Raw genomic sequence first — 19,919 nt, 5'->3', positions numbered from 1 at the left:
CCGCATTCGTGTCCACCGGGCGTGGCGCGTACTGAACTTTCCCCGCCATGACGTCCTCTCATCAGCTTCTGGGCTCGGATGAGACGCCAGAGCCTGGGAACGGTTAAACTGCCGGCGATTTTTCTTCCTTCCGGAGCCCCTCCATGTCGCGCGTCACCCTCAGCCGCTATCTGATCGAACAGACCCGCAGTCACAACACCCCGGCCGATCTGCGTTTCCTTATCGAAGTAGTCGCGCGTGCGTGCAAGGAAATCAGCCATGCCGTGTCCAAGGGCGCCCTCGGCGGCGTGCTCGGCAGCATGGGCACCGAGAACGTGCAGGGTGAAGTGCAGAAGAAACTCGACGTGATCTCCAACGAGATCCTGCTCGAAGCCAACGAATGGGGTGGCCACCTGGCCGGCATGGCGTCGGAAGAGATGGACAACGCCTACCAGATTCCCGGTAAGTACCCGAAAGGTGCCTACCTGCTGGTGTTCGACCCACTGGACGGTTCCAGCAACATCGACGTCAACGTCTCGGTCGGCACCATCTTCTCCGTGCTGCGTTGCCCGAGCGAGTCCTTCTCGCAGAACGACATGCTCGGCGAAGAGGCCTTCCTCCAACCGGGTACCCAGCAAGTCGCTGCTGGTTATGCCATCTACGGTCCGCAGACCATGCTGATGCTGACCCTGGGCGACGGTGTGATGGGCTTTACCCTGGATCGCGAAATGGGCAGCTTCGTACTTACCCACGACAACATCAAGGTGCCGGAAACCACCGCCGAGTTCGCCATCAACATGTCCAACCAGCGTCACTGGGAAGCCCCGGTACAGCGCTACGTTGGCGAGCTGCTGGCTGGCAAGGAAGGCCCGCTGGGCAAGAACTACAACATGCGCTGGATCGCCTCGATGGTGGCCGACGTACACCGCATCCTCACCCGCGGTGGCCTGTTCATGTACCCGCGTGACTCCCGTGAGCCCGAGAAGCCGGGCAAGCTGCGCCTGATGTACGAGGCCAACCCGATGTCGATGCTCATCGAACAGGCCGGCGGCGCTGCCACCAACGGCACCCAGCGCATCCTCGACATCCAGCCCGAGTCCTTGCACCAGCGCGTTGCGGTGTTCCTCGGCTCGAAAGAAGAAGTCGAGCGCGCCACGTCCTACCACCAGGCCTGAGCTCTTCAGGTCTGAAAGCCCGTGCAGGTTCGGTGCGATTGCCGAGCCTGCCAGCCTGGCTGTTGCACCTCGCCGTTGGCGGCTGATCGCCCGCGGCAGGTGTTTCTCCCGCAACGCCTCATCTACGCTATTTCGCTCTCAGCTCGCCAGGTTTCCTACGGGAACCAGGTTCGGTCGCTGACGTCCAAAAAACGCAGGAGAGCCGGGGTTGTGCCAAGCTCTTGATGCCTTATTTCCCTAGGAGTTACCTCATGTCGCTGCGCACTATTTCCGTCGTTGCCCTCTGTGTTCTGCTGGCTGCCTGCAGCAAGGTCAACCAGGACAACTATTCCAAGCTCAAGGCCGGCATGCCCAAGGCCGAAGTGGAAAGCCTGCTCGGCAGCCCCACCGAGTGCTCGGGCGCCGTTGGCCTGACCAGTTGCACCTGGGGCGATCAGAAATCCTTCATCAGCGTGCAGTTCGCCGCTGACAAGGTGATGATGTTTTCCGGCGAGGGCCTGAAGTGAGTCAGGTCACCCTGCGCGGTCTTGCGCTCAGCCTGCTGTTCGCGGGGCTGAGCGGTTACGCGGTTTCGGCCAGCAGCGCGGAGCCGCCGCGCACGGCCGGCGCCGTCGACCTGCAGCGTTATCAGGGCACCTGGTACGAGCTGGCGCGTCTGCCGATGTTCTTCCAGCGCAACTGCGCGCAGTCCGAGGCGCAGTACCAGTTGCAGGAAGACGGCAGCGTCGCGGTGACCAACCGCTGCCGTACCCAGGCGGGTGAGTGGCAGGAAGCCAAGGGCCAGGCGGTGGCCCAGGTCGAGGGGCAGACGGACAAGCTCTGGGTGCGTTTCGATAACTGGTTCAGCAACCTGTTCCCCGGCCTGACCAAGGGCGATTACTGGGTGCTCTATCTAGACGCGTCCTACCAGACCGCCCTGGTCGGCAACCCCAACCTCGAATACCTCTGGCTGCTGTCGCGCACGCCACAGGTCTCGGCGCAGACCCAGGCGCAGTTGCTGGACGAAGCCAGGGCACGCGGCTATGACACCTCCGGGCTGATCTGGCGGACGGCCGAGTCGGCGATTACGCCGTAACCCGCGTCACTCCCAGTCCAGTCGCGCCAGTTTCCATTCGTCATCCTCCAGCCACCACTCCAGCGTCACGCTGTAGTGGCTGGCGCTGTCCGGAATCAGCCCTGCGGCGCCGGTCAGGGCGACCTCGGCGCGGGTGTGGCCCTTGTTGCGGTAGGTCGGGTCGATTTCGCTGCGCGTGCCCAGGGCCAGCACCTTGACCTGTTTGTGGCGCAGGAACAGCAGGGCCATGGTGCGCCGCGCCCATTCGCGGTCGTACTGCTGCTGGGCGCTGAATTGCGGGTGCAACTGCTCCAGCACGTCGCCGGTGTTCTTGGCCTGCAGGTTGTCCTGCAATTGCTGCACGGCAGCTTCCAGCGCGGCCTGTGGGTCGCTCGGGGTACAACCGCCGAGCAGGGCGCAGATCAGCAGAAAAGGCAGGGCAATTCGTTTGGCTGGCATGCTCAACTCCGCTTTCATGGTTATGATGCCCGGCACGGCAGACGCTCGGCAGTGACTGCCTGAGACCTTACGCATAGACGCGGGAGTGCAGCATGCAGACTTTGTATCCGGAGATTAAGCCCTACGCCCGCCATGAATTGGCGGTGCAGGCGCCGCATGTCCTCTACGTGGACGAGAGCGGATCGCCGGATGGCTTGCCGGTGGTGTTTGTCCATGGTGGCCCGGGTGCCGGCTGCGATGGCGCCAGTCGTCGCTACTTCGACCCCAATCTCTATCGCATCATCACCTTCGACCAGCGTGGCTGCGGCCGCTCCACCCCGCATGCCAGCCTGGAGAACAACAACACTCAAGCGCTGGTCGCCGACATGGAGCTGATTCGCCAGCACCTGGGCATCGACAAGTGGGTGCTGTTCGGTGGCTCCTGGGGTTCGACCCTGTCCCTGGCCTATGCCCAGGCGCACCCGGAGCGCGTGCACGCGCTGATCCTGCGCGGCATCTTCCTCTGCCGGCCGCAGGAGATCCGCTGGTTCTACCAGGAAGGGGCCAGCCGCATGTTTCCCGACTACTGGGAAGACTACCTGGCGCCGATTCCTGCCGAAGAGCGTGGCGACCTGGTGCAGGCCTTCTACAAGCGCCTCACCGGGCCGGACCAGATCGCCCAGATGCATGCCGCCAAGGCCTGGTCTACCTGGGAAGGGCGCACCGCCACCCTGCGTCCCAACCCGCAGGTGGTCGACCGTTTCAGCGAGCCGCACCGCGCCCTGTCGATTGCCCGCATCGAATGCCATTACTTCGTCAACAACGCCTTCCTCGATGACGACCAGTTGCTGCGCGACATGCCGAAGATTGCCCACCTGCCGGGCGTCATCGTGCATGGCCGCTATGACGTGATCTGCCCGCTGGATAACGCCTGGGCGCTGCACCAGGCCTGGCCCAACAGCGAGCTGCAGATCATCCGCGACGCCGGCCACGCCGCCGCCGAAACCGGCATTGCCGATGCCCTGGTGCGTGCCGCCGAGCAGATTGCCCGGCGCCTGCTCGACCTGCCCCTGGAAGACGCATGAAGGCACTGATCCAGCGCGTGCGTGGCGCACGCGTGGAGGTCGCCGGCGAGATAGTCGGTGCCATCGATCAGGGCCTGCTGGCCCTGGTCGGGATCGAACCGCAGGACGATGCCGCGAGCATCGCCAAGGGCCTGCACAAACTGCTCAACTACCGCGTATTCAGCGATGCCAACGGCAAGATGAACCTGTCGCTCAAGGATGTGCAGGGCGGCTTGCTGTTGGTCTCGCAGTTCACCTTGGCCGCCGACACCAAGAGTGGCCTGCGGCCGAGCTTCTCCAGTGCCGCGCCGCCGGCCCTGGGCGCGGCGCTGTTCGAACAGCTGGTCGAGCGGGCCCGCCAGCAGCACCCGCAGGTGGCGACCGGGCGGTTTGGCGCGGACATGCAGGTGCACCTGGTCAACGACGGCCCGGTGACCTTTCTTCTCGAGTCCTGACCTGCAGGTCGTCTGCTGGCGCGGCTCTTGCTTTCTCGCGACTCGCCATCTTTGCTGATGCCGGTTAGCATGCGCCGCACATTTTGTTCGGCGGTCTGCGACCGACGCCCCATTTTCCCAACGAGGATTCGTAATGAAGAAGTTTCTCGCCACACTCGTGCTGTCCGCCTGCGCCCTGAGCGGCCTGGCACACGCCGGCACCGTTGACGATGCGGTCAAGCGCGGCACCCTGCGCGTGGGCATGGACCCGACCTATATGCCGTTCGAGATGACCAACAAGCGCGGCGAGATCATCGGCTTCGAAGTCGACCTGCTGAAAGCCATGGCCAAGGCCATGGGCGTCAAGCTGGAACTGGTGTCGACCTCCTACGACGGCATCATCCCGGCCCTGCTGACCGACAAGTTCGACATGATCGGCTCCGGCATGACCCTGACCCAGGAACGCAACCTGCGCATCAACTTCACCTCGCCGTTCATCGTGGTCGGCCAGACCCTGCTGATCCGCAAGGACCTGCAAGGTGAGATCAAGTCCTACAAAGACCTGAACGCCAGCAAATACCGCATCACCTCGAAAATCGGCACCACCGGCGAGATGGTCGCCAAGAAGCTGATTGCCCAAGCCCAGTACCACGGCTTCGACAACGAGCAGGAAGCGGTGATGGACGTGGTCAACGGCAAGGCCGATGCTTTCATCTACGATGCTCCGTACAACGTGGTCGCGGTGAACAAGGCCGGCGCCGGCAAACTGGTTTACCTGCCTGAGCCGTTCACCTATGAGCCGCTGGCTTTCGGCCTGAAGAAGGGCGACTACGACAGCATCAACTGGATCAACAACTGGCTGCTGCAGATCCAGAAAGACGGCACCTACGATCGCATCCATGCCAAGTGGTTTGAAAACACCAACTGGCTGAAAGACATGGAGTAAGCCCCACGATCAGCTGCGCGTCGCTCTCGTGTTATTGAGTGCATCGTGCCGCACACCCTGTAGGAGCCAGCTTGCTGGCGATGCTGTTGCGATAACGACCGATCGCCAGCAAGCTGGCTCCTACAAAGGTGCAAAGTCGTGATTCGGCCTTGGTTCAACCAGCGCGCAGGCTCCGGCCTGCGCGTTGTCATTTTGGAAACTCATCGTGGCTAAACAGAAGAAAGCCCTCTGGCCCTGGCATCTGCTGACCGGTTTGATCCTGGTCGTGATCGCCGGCTGCCTGTGGTGCTCCACTTCGCTGATCTCCTACGAGTGGCGCTGGAACCGCGTGCCGCAGTACTTCGTCTACCATGCCGAAGTTGCCCAGCACGCCAGCGGCTATGGCCGGGTCGAAGCGATTGCCGACGACGGCGCTGACGCGCGCGTGACCCTGATCGACGAAACCGGCACCGAGCAGATCCTGCGCGTCGCCCGCGACAGCCTGCAGTTCAGCCAGGGTGACGATGTCGCCGAAGGCGATGTGATCGGCGTGACCCGCCACTGGGCGGCCGGCCCGTTGCTCTGGGGCTTGTGGACTACCCTGTGGATTTCCGTGCTGTCCGGCGCCTTCGGTTTGCTGATCGGCCTGGCCACCGGCCTCTGCCGGCTGTCGAAGAACCCGACCCTGCGCGACCTCTCCACGCTGTACGTCGAGCTGGTACGCGGCACGCCGCTGCTGGTGCAGATCTTCATCTTCTACTTCTTCATCGGCACCGTACTCAACCTGTCCCGCGAGTTCGCCGGGGTGGCGGCGCTGGCGCTGTTCACCGGCGCCTATGTCGGTGAAATCATCCGCGCGGGCGTGCAGTCGATCACCCGCGGCCAGGATGAGGCGGCCCGCTCGCTGGGCCTGAGCGCCGCGCAGTCGATGCGCCACGTGATCCTGCCGCAGGCGTTCAAGCGCGTGCTGCCGCCGCTGGCTGGGCAGTTCATCAGCCTGGTCAAGGACACCTCGCTGGTCTCGGTGATCGCCATCACCGAACTGACCAAGAGTGGCCGCGAGGCAATCACCACCTCGTTCTCCACCTTCGAAATCTGGTTCTGCGTCGCCGCGCTGTACCTGGTCATCAACCTGCCACTGTCGCAAATCGCCAGTCGCCTGGAGCGGAGGCTCGGGAAAAGTGATTGAAGTCCGCAACCTGATCAAAGTCTTCGATGCCCGTGGCCATGAAGTGCGTGCGGTGGACGATGTCACCACCCGCGTCGAGCGTGGCGAAGTGGTGGTGGTGATCGGCCCGTCCGGCTCCGGCAAGTCGACCTTCCTGCGCTGCCTCAACGGCCTGGAAGAGCTCGACTCGGGCTCGGTGAGCATCGACGGTGTCGACCTCGCCAACCCCAAGACCGATGTGAACGCCTACCGCCGTGAAGTCGGCATGGTGTTCCAGCACTTCAACCTGTTCCCGCACATGACCGTGCTGGAAAACCTGTGTTTGGCGCAGAAGGTGGTGCGCAAGCGCAGCAAGGCTGAGCGCGAGGAGAAGGCCCAGGCGCTGCTGGCCAAGGTCGGCATCGCGCAGAAGGCCAACGAGTTCCCTTCGCGCCTGTCTGGCGGCCAGCAGCAGCGCGTGGCGATTGCCCGGGCGCTGTGCATGGAGCCCAAGGTCATGCTGTTCGACGAGCCGACCTCGGCCCTCGACCCGGAAATGGTCGGTGAAGTGCTGGACGTGATGAAGCAGCTGGCCCTGGAAGGCATGACCATGATCTGCGTGACCCACGAGATGGGTTTCGCCCGTGAAGTGGCCGACCGCGTGCTGTTCTTCGATCACGGCAAGCTGTTGGAGGACGCCGCGCCTGCGCAGTTCTTCGACCAGCCGCAGGACCCGAGGGCCCAGGCCTTCCTGCGCCAGGTGCTGTAACGACAAACCGCCACTGCTGTGGCGGTTTTCGTTTCTGGCAGTGCCGGCATGCGTAGGGCGGGTGAAACCCGCGGGTTGCACCCGCCCTACGGCTCAGCTGGCGGGCTGCAGTTCGTGCTCGTCCAGCCAGTCCAGCGCCAGCTCGTGCAGGCGCGCCGCCTCGAAGTCCTGCCAGGCCTGCAGCAGGGGCGGGTAGCCCATCAGGATGTGGTTGAAGGTGCGCACCGCTTTGCGTCCGGCCAGGGCCTGCTCCAGGGCGATATAGGCCTGCGGGTGAGAAACCTCCTGAAGGAATTCCTGCATCAGCCCCAGGCCGGCGCTCGCCGGCAACGGCTCGATGGCGACGAAGCGCTCCGGCTCCTCGCGTAGCAGCGCCTCCAGCTCGGGATCGGCGTCTTCGGCGAGCAGCAGGATGATCTTGCCGCTGAGCAGGTCGAGATGATGGTCGAGGTCTTCGCTGTTGAGGGCGAAGGCCAGTTCGGCGAGGTCGATGGTCAGTGGGCGCATGGGCAATAAAAAAGGGCGTGGGATCAGTGGCTGATCCTACGCCCTTGAGTGTGCGCGGTGTTAGACGCGGAAGCGGCTGACCAGCATCTGCAGTTCGTTGCCCAGACGCGCCAGTTCGACGCTGGAGGCGGCGGTTTCCTCGCTGGCGGCCGAGGTCTGTTCGGAGATGTCGCGCACGTTGATCACGCTGCGATTGATCTCCTCGGCCACGGCGCTTTGCTGCTCGGAGGCGGCGGCGATCTGCTGGTTCATCGACTGGATCGACGACACGGACTGGGCGATGGCGCCCAGGCGGCGGCCGGCGCGGCGGGTCAGTTCGACGGTGCTTTCGGTCAGCTCGCGGCTGTTGTCCATCAGGCTGGCTGCCTGTTGGGTGCCGTTCTGCAGGGCGGCGATCAGCGCTTCGATTTCCTCGGTGGATTTCTGCGTGCGCTGGGCCAGGCCGCGCACCTCGTCGGCGACCACGGCAAAGCCACGCCCGGCATCACCGGCACGGGCGGCTTCGATGGCGGCGTTGAGCGCCAGCAGGTTGGTCTGCTCGGCCACCGATTTGATCACGTCGAGCACGCTGCCGATCTTCTCGCTTTCCTGCTTGAGGTGCGTCACGGCGTCGCTGGAACGGCCGACTTCGCCGGCCAGCTTGTCCATCTGGCTAACGGCCTCGTTAACCGCGGTCTCGCCTTCCTTGGCCTGGCGGTCGGCGGCGCTGGCCGCCTCGGAGGCTTCCTCGGCGTTGCGCGCGACTTCCTGCACGGTGGCGGTCATTTCGTTCATCGCGGTGGCCACCTGGTCGGTCTCGACCTTCTGGCTGTTGACCCCGGCGCTGGTCTGCTCGGTAACGGCGGAAAGCTCCTCGGCGGCGCTGGCGATCTGCGTCACGCCATCGCGGATATGGCCAATCAGCTCGCGCAGGCTCAGGGTCATGCGCTGCATGCTCTGTTGCAGCTGGCCGAGTTCGTCGCCGCGATTGACGCGAATGTCCTGGCTGAGGTCGCCGGAGGCGATGCGCTCGGCGCCGCTCAGGGCCTGCAGCAGCGGCAGGAGGATCTGCCGGGTGATGATGACGGCCGCACTCAGTCCGATCAGCAGTGCCAGTACCGAGGCACCACCGAGCAGGGTACGGGCGCTGGTGGTGTCCTTGACGCGCTTGGCGCTCTGCCGCTCGAAGAGCTTCTTGCTGACTTGCAGCACGCGGTCGCCGTTACGGCTCAGCTGGGCGATCTGCGCGGTGCTGGTGTCGGTGGCGCTGCGGAATGCGCCGATCGCATCACGGTAGCTGCGCAGGGCCTTGTCGGCCTTGATCAGGTCGGTGTCTTCGCTGCCGATGGTCGCACTCAGCTCCTGCAAGCCCTTGAGTGCTTCGTCGACCGCGCTGACGGCCGCCTGCCCCTGGCTGGCTTCGCTGCTGTAGGTGTAACCCAGCGTCTGGAAGCGCGCCTGCTGCACGCCCAGGCGTAGCACGCTGAGCTGGCGGAACTGCTCCAGGCGGCTGACGTCGTCGAGGATGATGTCGCTGAGAATGCGCTCTTCGATGCTGACCAGCAGTTTGATGGCCGCGTCGGCACTGCTGGTGAGCGTGCTGCGTGCGGCTTCGCGGCCCTGGTAGGCCTGGCCGAGCTTGGCGAAGGTGGCGCGGTAGTCGTCGGTGGCCGAGGCTTGCTCGTCCATCAGTTCGAGGTCTTGCGGGTCGCTGAGCAGGCTCTTGAGGCTCTTGCCGGCGTCGATCAGGGTTTGCAGGTCGCTGTTGACCTGCTCGGCGGTGGCGGGCGAAGGCTGCATCTGGTAGTGCAGGCGGCTGATGTCCAGGCTCTTGGTCAGGTCGCTGAGGCGTGCGCTGGCGCCGAGCTTGTCACCGCGCTCGATGGTGGCGGTCAGGCTGTGCCAGCCGGTCATGGTGATCAGCAGGGTGAGCAGCAGGACCAGGCCGAAACCGAGGGTGAGCTTGAGTTTGACGCTGAGGTTGCCGAGCCAGCTGAACATGGAAGAGCTCCTAACCGAACTGAAAGGCAGGGAATGCGGAAGTTTCGGGCTTGTCGCGGCTTATCGGCAGGCGTGGCGGGAACTGAAGCTAGAACAGGCGGGCGAGCAGGGCGGTGACGGCGGTTTCCACGCGCAGGATGCGCTCGCCGAGCTGCACGGGATTCAGCCCGGCTTCTTGCAGTTTCTCGACCTCGTAGGGAATCCAGCCGCCCTCCGGGCCGATGGCCAGGGTCACGGCCTGCTCGACCGCGCGTGGGCAGGCGGGGAAGTCGCCAGGGTGGCCGACCAGACCGAGGCTGCCGGCGGCCAGGGCAGGCAGGCGATCCTCGACAAAGGGCTTGAAGCGCTTCTCGATGACGACCTCGGGCAGCACGGTATCGCGCGACTGCTCCAGGCCGAGGATCAGTTGTTCGCGGACGGCACCGGGATCGAGGAAGGGGGTCTGCCAGAAACTCTTTTCCACCCGGTAGCTGTTGAGCAGGATCAGCCGTGGCACACCCATGGCGCTGACGGTCTGCAGCACGCGGCGCAGCATCTTCGGCCGTGGCAGGGCCAGCAGCAGGGTCAGCGGCAGCTTGGCTGGTGGCGGCTGGTCGAAGTGGACGCTGATCTCGGCCTGTTCGGCGCCCAATACCTCGAGGGTGCCGCTGCCCATCAGGCCACCGAGGCGGCCGACGCGCAGGCTGTCGCCGGCCTCGGCGCGATGAACCTCATGCAGGTGCTTGAGGCGCCGCCCTTGCAGGACGACACGATCGGCAGCGACGAAGTCGGCGTCTTCCAGCAGCAGCAGGTTCACGGCAGCGGGGCGGGCGGCTGGTCGTCGGAGGCCGCTTCTGCCTCTTCTTCGTGCTCGCTGCGTTTGCGCACCAGGCCGCCGAAGAACAGGCCGATCTCGAACAGCAGCCACATCGGCACGGCCAGCAGGGTCTGCGAGAAGATGTCCGGCGGGGTGAGGATCATGCCGACCACGAAGCAGCCGACGATCACGTAGGGGCGGCTCTTCTTCAGGGTGGGGATGTCGATCACGCCGATCCACACCACCAGGAAGGTCGCCACCGGAATCTCGAAAGCCACGCCGAAGGCGAAGAACAGGGTGAGGACGAAATCCAGGTACTCGTTGATATCGGTCATCATCGCCACCCCTTCCGGGGTCACGCTGGCGAAGAAGTGGAAGATCAGCGGGAACACCAGGAAGTAGGCGAAGGCCATGCCGCCGTAGAACAGGAAGATGCTGGACACCAGCAGCGGCACGGCAATGCGCTTCTCGTGCTTGTACAGGCCCGGCGCGATGAAGCCCCAGACCTGGTGCAGGATGATCGGTATGGCGAGGAACAGCGCGCACCAGGCCGTCAGCTTGAACGGCGTGAGGAACGGCGAGGCGACCCCCGTGGCGATCATCGTCGCGCCTTCCGGCAGGTAGGCACGCAGCGGCGCCGAGACGATGGTGTAGATGTCCTGGGCGAAATAGAACAGGCCGGCGAACACCAGGAAGATGGCGATCACGCAGCGCAGCAGGCGCGAGCGCAACTCGGTGAGGTGCGCCACCAGGGGCATTTCGGCATCCGTTGCGGCGTGTGGATCGGGTAACTGCTGGCTCATGGCTGGCGCGGCGGCTCCGGGTTGGCCGGGGAGGCTTCGGGGGTGACTATCGGCGCTGCGATGACCGCGGCAGGTGTCGGTGCTGGAACTTCGGCAGCGGGAGCGGCAGGCTCGCTGGGCGTCGGCTGCGGCGGCAGGATCGACTGCTTGAGCTCGCGCTCCATCTGCAGGATCTGCTCGTTATGCAGCTGGCGACGGATATCGTCGGCGCCGATCTCGCGCTCGACCTCGGCCTTGATCGCACTGAAGCTGCGCTTCAACCGGCCGATCCACAGGCCAGCGGTACGCGCCGCTGCGGGCAGGCGCTCGGGGCCGAAGACGATCAGCGCAACCAGGCCGACCAGCAGCAGTTCGGAAAATCCGATGTCGAACACGGCTTAATCCTTGCGCGCCGGCTCTTCGACTTTCTGCGCCTGGGCGTCGATGGTCTGCGGCTGGTGCAGCTGCTCGGTGGTGCTGGCCGGTGCCGGTGTTTCGGTTTTTTCGTCTTCGGTGTTCATCGCCTTGCGGAAGCCCTTGATGGTCTCGCCCAGGTCGGAGCCGAGGTTTTTCAGGCGCTTGGTGCCGAATACCAGCACTACCACGATGAGAATGACGATCCAGTGTTTCCAGTCGAAAATGCCCATGTAATCAGTCCTCGTAAATAATCAGTCGGAAGTAGTCGGGCGGGCTGCTTTTTCAGCATGCCCGGAGAGTCCAAAGCGTCGATCCAGCTCGTCCAGCACGGCCTGCGGATGCTGGCCGAGTGCGGCGAGCATGACCAGGCTGTGGAACCAGAGGTCGGCGGTTTCGTAGATCACGTCGCTGTTGTCGCCACTGATGGCGGCGTCTTTGGCCGCAAGAATGGTTTCGACCGACTCTTCGCCGACCTTCTCCAGGATCTTGTTCAGGCCCTTGTGGTACAGGCTGGCCACGTAGGAGCTGTCCGGCGCCGCGCCCTTGCGCGACTCCAGCACCTCGGCCAGGCGGGTGAGGGTGTCGCTGCTACTCATGGCTGTGTCCTGCGTGGTAGATGGCATCCGGGTCTTTGAGGACGGCGTCGACGGTCTTCCAGGCGCCATTCTCGTAGACGCGGTAGAAGCAGCTTTCACGGCCGGTGTGGCAGGCGATGCCGCCGATCTGCTCCACCTGCAGCACGATCACGTCGGCGTCGCAGTCCAGGCGCAGCTCGTGCAGCTTTTGCACATGGCCGGACTCCTCGCCCTTGCGCCACAGCTTGCCGCGCGAGCGCGACCAGTAGATGGCGCGTTGTTCGCTGGCGGTCAGGGCCAGGGCTTCGCGGTTCATCCAGGCCATCATCAGGATGCGGCCGGTCTTGTGGTCCTGGGCGATGGCGGGGAGCAGGCCATCTTCGTTCCAGTGAATCTCGTCGAGCCAATCAGTCATTAGGGTCGTCTCATGGCATGCGCAGCATGCCGGATCAATTCGTTGCGCGGTGGGCCAGGCAGTGCCCTCTACCGAACCGCCCTAGTGTGCCAGCCGGCGTCGGCACTGGCTATCGGCGCAGGACCAGCAGCAAGCCGGCCCCCAGGCTGAGCCAACTGGCCCACGCTGCCGGGCTCAGTGCCAGGCCCTGGCTGACGCCGCCGGCGACCAGCGCCGCACCCAGCAGGCGCAGGGCCCAGGTGTGCTTGGCGACAGGTGTGGCCTGTGCGGCTTGCGCCTGGGGCTGGTTGAGGCGCTCCAGGGTGTCGCGGGCCATCTGTGACAGGTGCGGTACTTGTTCGGCCTGCTGCTGCAGGTTGCGCAGCAACTGCATGGGGCTGATGCGTTCACGCATCCAGCGTTCGAGGAAGGGCTGCGCGGTGCTCCACAGGTCCAGGTCCGGGTACAGCTGGCGGCCCAGGCCTTCGATGTTGAGCAAGGTCTTCTGTAACAGCACCAGCTGCGGCTGCACTTCCATGTTGAAGCGGCGCGCGGTCTGGAACAGGCGCAGCAGCAGTTGGGCGAAGGAAATGTCTTTCAGCGGTTTCTCGAAGATCGGCTCGCAGACGGTGCGGATCGCCGCTTCGAAATCATTCACCCGGGTTTCGGCCGGTACCCAGCCGGAGTCGATGTGCAGCTGCGCCACGCGGCGGTAGTCGCGCTTGAAGAAGGCGATCAGGTTGCGCGCCAGGTAGTCCTGGTCCTCGGGGGTGAGGCTGCCGACGATGCCGCAGTCGATGGCAATGTACTGCGGGCTCCACGGCGTACGGGTGCTGACGAAGATGTTGCCGGGGTGCATGTCGGCGTGGAAGAAACTGTCGCGGAACACCTGGGTGAAGAAGATCTCCACGCCGCGCTCGGCCAGCAGTTTCATGTTGGTGCGCTGGTCGGCGAGCACCGCGAGATCGGTCACCGGGATGCCGTAGATGCGTTCCATCACCAGCACCTTGGGCCGGCACCAGTCCCAGTACACCTGCGGTACGTAGAGCAGGTCGGAGCCGTCGAAATTGCGCCGCAGCTGGCTGGCGTTGGCCGCCTCGCGCAGCAGGTCGAGTTCGTCGTAGATGGTTTTCTCGTAGTCGCTGACTACTTCCATCGGGCGCAGGCGGCGGGCGTCGGCGGAGGCCTTCTCGGCGATGCGCGCGAGGAGGAACAGCCAGGCCAGGTCCTGGCGGATGATCGGGCGCAGGCCCGGGCGGATCACCTTGACCACCACTTCCTCGCCGCTTTTCAGCTGCGCGGCATGCACCTGCGCCACCGAGGCCGAGGCCAGCGGCTCGACGTCGAAGCGGGCGAAGACCTCGCCGACCGTGGCACCGAGCTGCTCTTCGATGCGCGCAATGGCATGCACCGAATCGAACGGCGGCACCTGGTCCTGCAGGCGCGCCAGCTCGTCAGCAACGTCAGGCGGCAACAGGTCGCGGCGGGTGGACAGCAGTTGGCCGAACTTGATGAAGATCGGTCCGAGTTCCTCCAGGGCCAGGCGCAGCGCCGCGCCACGGCTCAGCTGCAACGGTTTGCGTGGCAGCCAGCGCCACGGCAGGATCAGGCGCAGGGCGCGCATCCAGGCGGGCAGGGGCTGGTTCAGCAGCAGGTCATCCAGGCGGTAACGAATGATCACGCGCAGGATGCGCATCAGGCGGCGGGCGGCAAGCAGCTTCATGGTGAGGTTTTGGCCTTACGGGCGAGGCGTTCGATGCGGGCATCGAGGCGGTCGAGGGCGAGCTTGAGCTGGTCGAGTTCGCTGAAGCGCGCCTGCGCTTCGCGTTCACCCACCAGGCTGCGCGATTCTTCACTGAGGTAGTCGGCAAGGGTCAGGCGCAGGCTGTCGAGGCTGTCGCCGGCCCACTGCACGCGGCTGCGCAGGTGGCTGCCGAGCAACTGACTGCCGACCGGGCCGAGCCAGCGTGACAGCTCGTATTCCCAGTCCAGTTCAAGGTCCTGGAGGATCGCCGCCAGCTCCAGCAGTACGGCGCTGTCGCCATCCAGGGCGACCTCGGGCTGGTGCAGGATGGCGGTCTTGTCCTTGGCCAGGGCCAGGCGCAACAGGCTGCTGGCCGGGGCGCGCAGTCGGCAGTCGGCGGCATCCCAGTGGCTGGCCAGTTGCAGGCCCTCGGCACCGGGCAGAATGAACAGGCGCAGGGCCGGGCTCAGGCAGTCGACCTCGATGACCTTGCCTTCCAGGCGGGCCAGCCGCGGCAGTGCCGTGCTGTCCATCGCCAGGACGCGGTTGAGGCCGTGTTCGACGCCTGCCAGCAGCCCGGTCAGCAGCATCAGGGTTTGATACCGCGATGCAGGGCGACGATGCCGCCGGTCATGTTGTGGAAGGTCACGCGCTCGAAGCCGGCCTCGGCCATCATCGCTTTCAGCGTGTCCTGATCCGGGTGCATGCGGATCGACTCGGCCAGGTAGCGGTAGCTCTCGGCGTCGTTGGTGATCAGCTTGCCCATCAGCGGCATGAAGGCGAACGAGTAGGTGTCGTAGGCCTTGGACAGCAGCGCGCTGGACGGCTTGGAGAACTCCAGCACGAGCAGGCGGCCGCCGGGCTTGAGCACGCGCAGCATGGAACGCAGGGCGTCTTCCTTGTTCGTGACGTTGCGCAGGCCGAAGGCAATGGTGATGACGTCGAAGTGGTTGTCCGGGAACGGCAGTTTTTCCGCGTCGGCCTGGACGAACACCACGTTGCCGGCCACGCCCTTGTCGAGCAGGCGGTCACGGCCGACCTTGAGCATCGACTCGTTGATGTCGGCCAGCACCACTTCGCCGGTCGGGCCGACCAGGCTGGAGAACTTGCGTGCCAGGTCGCCAGTGCCGCCCGCGATATCCAGCACGCGGTTGCCCGGACGCACGCCCGAGAGCTCGATGGTGAAGCGCTTCCACAGGCGGTGCATACCGCCGGAAAGCAGGTCGTTCATCAGGTCGTACTTGGCGGCCACGGAGTGGAACACCTCGGCCACCTTGCCGGCCTTCTGGCTTTCCGGAACGTCCTGAAAGCCGAAGTGGGTGGTCGGTTCGCTGTCGTGGGCCTTGCGCGGATCGTTCATGTCGCGGTCACCGGAATCAAAGTGGCGGCCATTCTAAACCCGTGGCCTGCCTTTGTCTTGGCACTGGGCGGGGCGCTATAGTCGTGCGACATCAGGTCGCTGTCGGAGCCATGCATGAGTCGCATCACCGTTGAACGTTCGCATTCCCTGGGCCGCGCGAGCGCCCGTGAAAAAGCCGAGGCGCTGGCCGAGCGCCTGGCCCGTGAATACGCCGTGAAGTACCGCTGGGTTGGCGACACGCTGGAGTTCAAGCGCAGCGGTGCCGATGGCAGCATCGAGGTGAGTGACGAACTGGTGCGCGTCAGCCTCAAGCTGGGCCTGTTGCTGTCTGCCCTGGGCGGCACCATCAAGCGCGAAATCGAAGAGACCCTGGACAAGCACTTGCAGGGTTGAGGCGTACGGCGCGCAGGCGATCCGCGCGGCCTAGTATGTGATTTCTAATTTTTCTAACTACCTTGCGTTCAAGTCCTGTGAAAGGACCACCTTTTCATCACTCTGAACGTGAGGTGCCGCATGGCCACTAAAGCCGCCGTCAAGAAGAAAGTTGAAGCCGTAGTCGAAAGCAAAGCCACCGTTCTGACCGACGTTAAAGCCTATGCCCGCAAGGTCTGGCTGGCCGGTCTGGGCGCCTACGCCAAAGCCGGTGCCGAAGGCGTCGATTACTTCAAGGACCTGGTCAAGGCCGGTGAAGGCGTCGAGAAAGAAGGCAAGAAGCTGGTGACCAAGCAGGTCGAAGCCGCCAACAGCCAGTTCGAAACCCAGGTTGCCAGCGTCAAGTCGAGCGTCAAATCCAGCGTCTCCGAAGTGAAGGGCAAGGTTGAAGGGCAGTTCGACAAGATCGAAAAAGCCTTCGACGGTCGCGTCGCTGCCGGCCTGAATCGCTTGGGTATTCCCTCCAAGCAAGACGTTGAGGCACTCTCTGCTAAGCTGGACGAGTTGAATGCATTGCTTGAGCGTGTCGCGCGTACTCAATAAGGAGAGCAGGATGGCTGTCAAGAAACCTACCGCTGCTAAACCAGCAGCTAAGAAACCCGCCGCGAAACCCGCAGCGAAGAAAGAAAGCGGTTCCTGGATCGGCGAGATCGAGAAGTACTCGCGTCAGATCTGGCTGGCCGGTCTCGGTGCCTATTCCAAGGTCAGCAAGGACGGCACCAAGCTGTTCGACGGTCTGGTCAAGGACGGCGAGAAAGCCGAGAAACAAGCCAAGACCGAAGTTGACAAGCAACTGGACGTGGTGAAGTCGTCGGTGGGTACCACCGTCGGTTCGGCCAAGTCGAAAGTCGACGAAGTCAAAGGCAAGGCGCTGGGCAAATGGGGCGAGCTGGAAGAGGCTTTCGATAAGCGTCTGAACAGTGCCATTTCCCGTCTCGGTGTACCGAGCCGCAACGAAGTGAAATCGCTGCAGACCAAGGTCGATACCCTGACCAAGCAGATCGAGAAGCTCACCGGTGTTTCGGTGAAATCGGTCAAGCCGGCAGCCAAGCCGGTCGCCAAGGCAGCTGCTAAGCCCGCCGCCAAACCGGCTGCCAAGCCAGTGGCCAAGGCTGCTGCAAAACCTGCAGCCAAGCCGGCAGCTAAACCGCTGGTCAAGGCCGCTGCCAAACCGGCCGCTAAGCCCGCCGCCAAACCTGCAGCCAAGCCTGCGGTGAAAGCTGCAGTTAAGCCGGCAGCCAAGCCAGCGGCGAAGAAGCCTGCCGCCAAGCCTGCTGCCAAACCGGTAGCTGCCAAGCCCGCCGCACCGGCTGCTGCTCCGGCCGCACCTGCTGCACCGGTAGCTGCCCCCGTGGCACCTGCTACACCGTCCTGAGTTTTCCCAGGACAGCAAAAGCCCGGCCTAGTGCCGGGCTTTTGCGTTTCTGGGCGGTCAAACTTCCAGGTAGCGTCGGGCCAGTTGTTCGGCGGCGGTGCGTGAGTCGTCGGTCAGGTGTGGGGCGACCAGCATCATCACCTGGTACACCACCAGACGAACTTCGCCGTCGGCACCGACGATGCGCTGGTAGTCGAGGGAGAACAGCAGGGTCAGGGTGACCTGCTCGACCAGTTGTCCCAGTGCCTGGGTGCCGCTGCGCAATTGCCCGAGTGCGCCAAGGCGCGCCAGCAGCGAGGCCAGGGTGCGCTTGAGCTGGTTGAGCCACAGGCGGATGCCGCGAGCCAGCTTGGGCAGGCGCCCGGCGAGGTTGGACAGGTCCTGGAACAGGAAGCGGTACTGCGCTAGGCGCTCGACGATCAGGTGCAGGAACAGCCAGTAGTCCTCGGCATCCAGGGCTGCCTCTTCCGGCGGATCGAGCAGCGGCGCCAGGTCGGCCTGGAAGCGCTCGAACAGCTCCATGATCAACGGCTCTTTACCGTGGAAGTGGTAATACAGGTTGCCGGGGCTGATGCCCATCTCGGTGGCGATTTCGAGGGTGGAGACGTTGGGTTCGCCCTGCTGATTGAACAGGTTCAGGGCACACTCGAGGATGCGGTCGCGGGTCTTCATTCCATGATCTTGTAGTGGCCGCAGGGGCCTCGACGATAACCGGCCGGGGGCTGCCCGGCCAGTCGTTTCGCGTGTGCGGGTTAGCGCATGTGCACGTAGGTGCCCGGCGCCGCTTCCATGGCCGGGTACTTGCTGTTACCGACACTGAACACGCTTTCGCTCTGCTCGCCGGAGCGCTCCTGGATCCACTCCAGCCATTGCGGCCACCAGCTGCCTTCCACTTTCTTCGCGTCGTAGAACCAGGCGCGCGGGTCGGCGCTGAGCTTGCCGTTTTCCAGGTAGGTGGATTTGGGGTTGCCCGGCGGATTGAGAATGCTCTGGATATGCCCGCTGTTGGACAGCACGAAGCGGCGGTTGCCGCCCAGGAGCAGGGTCGAGCGGTAGACCGCGTCCCACGGGGTGATGTGGTCGTTGATGCCGCCGACGCTGAAACTGTCGAGGTTGACCTTGGACAGGTCGATCGGCGTGCCGCAGGTTTCCATGCCACCGGAGCGAGTCAGCGGGTTGTGCTTGAACAGGTCGAGCAGGTCGCCGTGCAGGGCGGCCGGCAGGCGCGTGTTGTCGTTGTTCCAGTAGAGGATGTCGAACGCCGGCGGTTCCTTGCCCAGCAGGTAGTTGTTGACCCAGTAGTTCCACACCAGGTCATTGGGGCGCATCCAGGCGAATACCCGGGCCATGTCGCGGCCATCCAGCACGCCGCTCTGGTAGGAGCGGCGCTTGGCCGATTCGAGGGTCTGCTCGTCGGCGAACAGCATTGCCGGGCTGTTCACCTGGCTGTCCAGCAGGCTGACCAGGTAGGTGGCGCAGCCGACCTTGCGCAGCTGGCGCTTGGCCTGCAGGTGGCCTTGCAGGGCGCCGATGGTCAGGCCGCCGGCGCAGGCGCCCATCAGGTTGACGTCCTTGCTGCCAGTAATGGTGCGGCATACGTCCATGGCTTCTTCGACCGCCTGCACGTAGCTGGACAGGCCCCATTCACGGTGCCGCGCATCCGGGTTGCGCCAGCTGATCATGAACACCTGCAGGCCATTCTTCAGGCAGTACTGGACGAAGCTCTTCTCCGGGCTGAGGTCGAAGATGTAGAACTTGTTGATCTGCGGCGGGACCATCAGCAGCGGCTTGGCGTACTGCTTTTCACTCATCGGCTTGTAGTGGATGAGCTCGAACATCTCGTTGCGGAAGATCACCGAACCGGGCGTCAGGGCCAGGTTGCGACCGACCTCGAAGGCCTGTTTGTTGACCTGGCTGGGCATGCCGCTGTTGTTCAGCATGTCGTCGTACAGGTGGCGTGCGCCGCGCAGCAGGCTGGTGCCGCCGCTGTTGAACAGCTCCTTGACCGCCAGCGGGTTGAGCACGCTGTTGGAGGGCGACAGCGCATCGTTGAGCAGGGCGAAGAGGAAGTGCGCGCGGGTGCGGTCGTCGGGCGACAGGTCGCTCTCGTCGATCCACGCCTTGAGCTGCTGCTGCCAGGCCAGGTAAGCCTGCAGGCTGCGCCGGTAGAACGGGTTGAGTTGCCAGGATGGGTCGCTGAAGCGCGCATCCTGCGGATTGACCTTGTGCGGTGTGTCGCCGAGCATCACGCGCCCGAGCTGCTTGCCCAGGGCAAGCAGATGACGGGCGCTGTGTACGGGTTGGCGCAGGCCCTGGAACGCCAGGCCACGCATGGTAGAAAACATGTCGCGGCCACGCAGGCCGACCATCGCGCTTTGCGCGTTCATGTAGTTCGCGGGTACCGGCAGTGATCCCGGTGCAGTCTTTTCACGCATGGGGCAGGCTCCGTCGTCAAACCGTCATAACAATGACAGCAAGGCTTGTACCAAGGCGCGCCGGAACGCATTCCAGACTGCCGCGCGAGAAATCCATTTACTCCGGCAGGGCCCGAAGCGGGCTCAATCCTGCCGGC

The 19,919-nt window shown here is 64.3% G+C and carries 25 protein-coding genes; 11 read left to right on the top strand and 14 right to left on the bottom strand.

What is annotated here, in order from left to right:
• Positions 1 to 143 precede the first annotated feature (143 nt).
• The 3 genes from H3H51_RS02300 to H3H51_RS02290 all read left to right on the top strand — a co-directional run bounded on the left by H3H51_RS02300 (position 144) and on the right by H3H51_RS02290 (position 2,229).
• Positions 144 to 1,154, top strand: a complete 1,011-nt coding sequence (locus tag H3H51_RS02300) for a class 1 fructose-bisphosphatase (protein WP_183087395.1) — start codon at positions 144 to 146, stop codon at positions 1,152 to 1,154.
• A 251-nt stretch (positions 1,155 to 1,405) separates the two neighbouring features.
• Complete coding sequence (bamE, locus tag H3H51_RS02295; protein WP_183087394.1) at positions 1,406 to 1,660, top strand: outer membrane protein assembly factor BamE domain-containing protein; 255 nt, start codon at positions 1,406 to 1,408, stop codon at positions 1,658 to 1,660.
• Positions 1,657 to 2,229, top strand: coding sequence for a lipocalin family protein (locus H3H51_RS02290; protein ID WP_407926454.1), 573 nt, complete (start codon positions 1,657 to 1,659; stop codon positions 2,227 to 2,229). The genes bamE and H3H51_RS02290 overlap by 4 nt, the downstream gene beginning before the upstream one ends.
• Positions 2,230 to 2,235: 6 nt before the next feature.
• Here H3H51_RS02290 and H3H51_RS02285 read toward each other — a convergent pair whose 3' ends face one another.
• A complete protein-coding gene (locus H3H51_RS02285) occupies positions 2,236 to 2,667 on the bottom strand; it encodes a hypothetical protein (RefSeq protein ID WP_183087393.1) in 432 nt (143 codons plus the stop codon).
• 92 nt (positions 2,668 to 2,759) lie between these two features.
• On the opposite strand from H3H51_RS02285, the gene pip reads away from it, so the two are divergent.
• The 5 genes from pip to H3H51_RS02260 all read left to right on the top strand — a co-directional run bounded on the left by pip (position 2,760) and on the right by H3H51_RS02260 (position 6,985).
• On the top strand, positions 2,760 to 3,731 hold the full coding sequence (gene pip / locus H3H51_RS02280; RefSeq protein WP_183087392.1) for a prolyl aminopeptidase: 972 nt from the start codon (positions 2,760 to 2,762) through the stop codon (positions 3,729 to 3,731).
• Positions 3,728 to 4,165, top strand: a complete 438-nt coding sequence (gene dtd / locus H3H51_RS02275; RefSeq protein ID WP_183087391.1) for a D-aminoacyl-tRNA deacylase — start codon at positions 3,728 to 3,730, stop codon at positions 4,163 to 4,165. The genes pip and dtd overlap by 4 nt, the downstream gene beginning before the upstream one ends.
• 133 nt (positions 4,166 to 4,298) lie before the next feature.
• Positions 4,299 to 5,090: a transporter substrate-binding domain-containing protein gene (locus H3H51_RS02270; RefSeq protein WP_183087390.1), complete on the top strand. Its 792-nt coding sequence runs from the start codon at positions 4,299 to 4,301 to the stop codon at positions 5,088 to 5,090.
• A 205-nt stretch (positions 5,091 to 5,295) separates the two neighbouring features.
• Positions 5,296 to 6,258 (top strand): amino acid ABC transporter permease, encoded by a 963-nt coding sequence (locus H3H51_RS02265; RefSeq protein ID WP_183087389.1) that lies wholly within the window; start codon positions 5,296 to 5,298, stop codon positions 6,256 to 6,258.
• On the top strand, positions 6,251 to 6,985 hold the full coding sequence (locus tag H3H51_RS02260; RefSeq protein WP_183087388.1) for an amino acid ABC transporter ATP-binding protein: 735 nt from the start codon (positions 6,251 to 6,253) through the stop codon (positions 6,983 to 6,985). Before H3H51_RS02265 ends, H3H51_RS02260 begins: the two co-directional genes overlap by 8 nt.
• A gap of 93 nt (positions 6,986 to 7,078) precedes the next feature.
• On the opposite strand, the gene H3H51_RS02255 is transcribed toward H3H51_RS02260, so the two are convergent.
• The 11 genes from H3H51_RS02255 to ubiE form a co-directional block, all read right to left on the bottom strand.
• Positions 7,079 to 7,492, bottom strand: a complete 414-nt coding sequence (locus tag H3H51_RS02255; protein ID WP_183087387.1) for a UPF0158 family protein — start codon at positions 7,490 to 7,492, stop codon at positions 7,079 to 7,081.
• Between the two features lie 60 nt (positions 7,493 to 7,552).
• Positions 7,553 to 9,472: a methyl-accepting chemotaxis protein gene (locus H3H51_RS02250; RefSeq protein ID WP_183087386.1), complete on the bottom strand. Its 1,920-nt coding sequence runs from the start codon at positions 9,470 to 9,472 to the stop codon at positions 7,553 to 7,555.
• 88 nt (positions 9,473 to 9,560) lie between these two features.
• A complete protein-coding gene (locus tag H3H51_RS02245) occupies positions 9,561 to 10,268 on the bottom strand; it encodes a 16S rRNA (uracil(1498)-N(3))-methyltransferase (RefSeq protein WP_183087385.1) in 708 nt (235 codons plus the stop codon).
• Complete coding sequence (gene tatC, locus H3H51_RS02240; protein WP_183087384.1) at positions 10,265 to 11,071, bottom strand: twin-arginine translocase subunit TatC; 807 nt, start codon at positions 11,069 to 11,071, stop codon at positions 10,265 to 10,267. Before tatC ends, H3H51_RS02245 begins: the two co-directional genes overlap by 4 nt.
• Positions 11,068 to 11,445, bottom strand: a complete 378-nt coding sequence (gene tatB, locus H3H51_RS02235) for a Sec-independent protein translocase protein TatB (protein WP_183087383.1) — start codon at positions 11,443 to 11,445, stop codon at positions 11,068 to 11,070. The genes tatC and tatB overlap by 4 nt, the downstream gene beginning before the upstream one ends.
• Before the next feature lie 3 nt (positions 11,446 to 11,448).
• Positions 11,449 to 11,697: a twin-arginine translocase TatA/TatE family subunit gene (locus H3H51_RS02230; RefSeq protein ID WP_183087382.1), complete on the bottom strand. Its 249-nt coding sequence runs from the start codon at positions 11,695 to 11,697 to the stop codon at positions 11,449 to 11,451.
• Positions 11,698 to 11,718: 21 nt separating this feature from the next.
• Complete coding sequence (locus tag H3H51_RS02225; protein WP_183087381.1) at positions 11,719 to 12,063, bottom strand: phosphoribosyl-ATP diphosphatase; 345 nt, start codon at positions 12,061 to 12,063, stop codon at positions 11,719 to 11,721.
• The gene (gene hisI, locus H3H51_RS02220) at positions 12,056 to 12,457 is read right to left on the bottom strand and encodes a phosphoribosyl-AMP cyclohydrolase (RefSeq protein WP_183087380.1); all 402 of its coding nucleotides are present in this window, start codon (positions 12,455 to 12,457) and stop codon (positions 12,056 to 12,058) included. Before hisI ends, H3H51_RS02225 begins: the two co-directional genes overlap by 8 nt.
• Before the next feature lie 109 nt (positions 12,458 to 12,566).
• Positions 12,567 to 14,159, bottom strand: a complete 1,593-nt coding sequence (gene ubiB / locus H3H51_RS02215; RefSeq protein ID WP_183087379.1) for a ubiquinone biosynthesis regulatory protein kinase UbiB — start codon at positions 14,157 to 14,159, stop codon at positions 12,567 to 12,569.
• Positions 14,156 to 14,770, bottom strand: a complete 615-nt coding sequence (locus H3H51_RS02210) for a ubiquinone biosynthesis accessory factor UbiJ (protein ID WP_183087378.1) — start codon at positions 14,768 to 14,770, stop codon at positions 14,156 to 14,158. The genes ubiB and H3H51_RS02210 overlap by 4 nt, the downstream gene beginning before the upstream one ends.
• On the bottom strand, positions 14,770 to 15,540 hold the full coding sequence (gene ubiE, locus H3H51_RS02205) for a bifunctional demethylmenaquinone methyltransferase/2-methoxy-6-polyprenyl-1,4-benzoquinol methylase UbiE (protein WP_183087377.1): 771 nt from the start codon (positions 15,538 to 15,540) through the stop codon (positions 14,770 to 14,772). Before ubiE ends, H3H51_RS02210 begins: the two co-directional genes overlap by 1 nt.
• A 114-nt stretch (positions 15,541 to 15,654) precedes the next feature.
• Between ubiE and H3H51_RS02200 the strand changes: the two genes are divergently transcribed.
• From H3H51_RS02200 to H3H51_RS02190, 3 genes are all read left to right on the top strand, one after another.
• Positions 15,655 to 15,933, top strand: coding sequence for a polyhydroxyalkanoic acid system family protein (locus H3H51_RS02200; protein ID WP_183087376.1), 279 nt, complete (start codon positions 15,655 to 15,657; stop codon positions 15,931 to 15,933).
• A 120-nt stretch (positions 15,934 to 16,053) separates the two neighbouring features.
• Positions 16,054 to 16,515, top strand: coding sequence for a phasin family protein (locus H3H51_RS02195; RefSeq protein WP_183087375.1), 462 nt, complete (start codon positions 16,054 to 16,056; stop codon positions 16,513 to 16,515).
• A gap of 10 nt (positions 16,516 to 16,525) precedes the next feature.
• The gene (locus H3H51_RS02190) at positions 16,526 to 17,347 is read left to right on the top strand and encodes a phasin family protein (RefSeq protein ID WP_183087374.1); all 822 of its coding nucleotides are present in this window, start codon (positions 16,526 to 16,528) and stop codon (positions 17,345 to 17,347) included.
• Between the two features lie 57 nt (positions 17,348 to 17,404).
• Here the strand turns inward: H3H51_RS02190 and H3H51_RS02185 are convergent, their stop codons facing one another.
• Positions 17,405 to 18,019, bottom strand: a complete 615-nt coding sequence (locus H3H51_RS02185) for a TetR/AcrR family transcriptional regulator (RefSeq protein ID WP_183087373.1) — start codon at positions 18,017 to 18,019, stop codon at positions 17,405 to 17,407.
• 80 nt (positions 18,020 to 18,099) lie between these two features.
• The gene (phaC, locus tag H3H51_RS02180; RefSeq protein WP_183087372.1) at positions 18,100 to 19,782 is read right to left on the bottom strand and encodes a class II poly(R)-hydroxyalkanoic acid synthase; all 1,683 of its coding nucleotides are present in this window, start codon (positions 19,780 to 19,782) and stop codon (positions 18,100 to 18,102) included.
• Positions 19,783 to 19,919 lie beyond the last annotated feature (137 nt).

The sequence above is a fragment of the Aquipseudomonas ullengensis genome, from assembly GCF_014174475.1.
GTDB lineage: Bacteria > Pseudomonadota > Gammaproteobacteria > Pseudomonadales > Pseudomonadaceae > Aquipseudomonas > Aquipseudomonas ullengensis.
Note: the sequence above shows the minus strand (reverse complement) of the source record. Positions and strands in the feature narration are given on the sequence as shown.

Coding starts and splice junctions, on each gene's coding strand:
- H3H51_RS02300 (WP_183087395.1), top strand. CDS start 144: ATGTCGCGCGTCACCCTCAGCCGCTATCTGATCGAACAGACCCGCAGT.
- pip (WP_183087392.1), top strand. CDS start 2,760: ATGCAGACTTTGTATCCGGAGATTAAGCCCTACGCCCGCCATGAATTG.
- H3H51_RS02270 (WP_183087390.1), top strand. CDS start 4,299: ATGAAGAAGTTTCTCGCCACACTCGTGCTGTCCGCCTGCGCCCTGAGC.
- ubiB (WP_183087379.1), bottom strand. CDS start 14,159: ATGAAGCTGCTTGCCGCCCGCCGCCTGATGCGCATCCTGCGCGTGATC.
- H3H51_RS02225 (WP_183087381.1), bottom strand. CDS start 12,063: ATGAGTAGCAGCGACACCCTCACCCGCCTGGCCGAGGTGCTGGAGTCG.
- hisI (WP_183087380.1), bottom strand. CDS start 12,457: ATGACTGATTGGCTCGACGAGATTCACTGGAACGAAGATGGCCTGCTC.
- ubiE (WP_183087377.1), bottom strand. CDS start 15,540: ATGAACGATCCGCGCAAGGCCCACGACAGCGAACCGACCACCCACTTC.
- H3H51_RS02210 (WP_183087378.1), bottom strand. CDS start 14,770: ATGCTGCTGACCGGGCTGCTGGCAGGCGTCGAACACGGCCTCAACCGC.
- phaC (WP_183087372.1), bottom strand. CDS start 19,782: ATGCGTGAAAAGACTGCACCGGGATCACTGCCGGTACCCGCGAACTAC.
- H3H51_RS02185 (WP_183087373.1), bottom strand. CDS start 18,019: ATGAAGACCCGCGACCGCATCCTCGAGTGTGCCCTGAACCTGTTCAAT.
- dtd (WP_183087391.1), top strand. CDS start 3,728: ATGAAGGCACTGATCCAGCGCGTGCGTGGCGCACGCGTGGAGGTCGCC.
- H3H51_RS02195 (WP_183087375.1), top strand. CDS start 16,054: ATGGCCACTAAAGCCGCCGTCAAGAAGAAAGTTGAAGCCGTAGTCGAA.
- H3H51_RS02200 (WP_183087376.1), top strand. CDS start 15,655: ATGAGTCGCATCACCGTTGAACGTTCGCATTCCCTGGGCCGCGCGAGC.
- H3H51_RS02255 (WP_183087387.1), bottom strand. CDS start 7,492: ATGCGCCCACTGACCATCGACCTCGCCGAACTGGCCTTCGCCCTCAAC.
- H3H51_RS02230 (WP_183087382.1), bottom strand. CDS start 11,697: ATGGGCATTTTCGACTGGAAACACTGGATCGTCATTCTCATCGTGGTA.
- H3H51_RS02250 (WP_183087386.1), bottom strand. CDS start 9,472: ATGTTCAGCTGGCTCGGCAACCTCAGCGTCAAACTCAAGCTCACCCTC.
- tatC (WP_183087384.1), bottom strand. CDS start 11,071: ATGAGCCAGCAGTTACCCGATCCACACGCCGCAACGGATGCCGAAATG.
- H3H51_RS02285 (WP_183087393.1), bottom strand. CDS start 2,667: ATGCCAGCCAAACGAATTGCCCTGCCTTTTCTGCTGATCTGCGCCCTG.
- H3H51_RS02190 (WP_183087374.1), top strand. CDS start 16,526: ATGGCTGTCAAGAAACCTACCGCTGCTAAACCAGCAGCTAAGAAACCC.
- bamE (WP_183087394.1), top strand. CDS start 1,406: ATGTCGCTGCGCACTATTTCCGTCGTTGCCCTCTGTGTTCTGCTGGCT.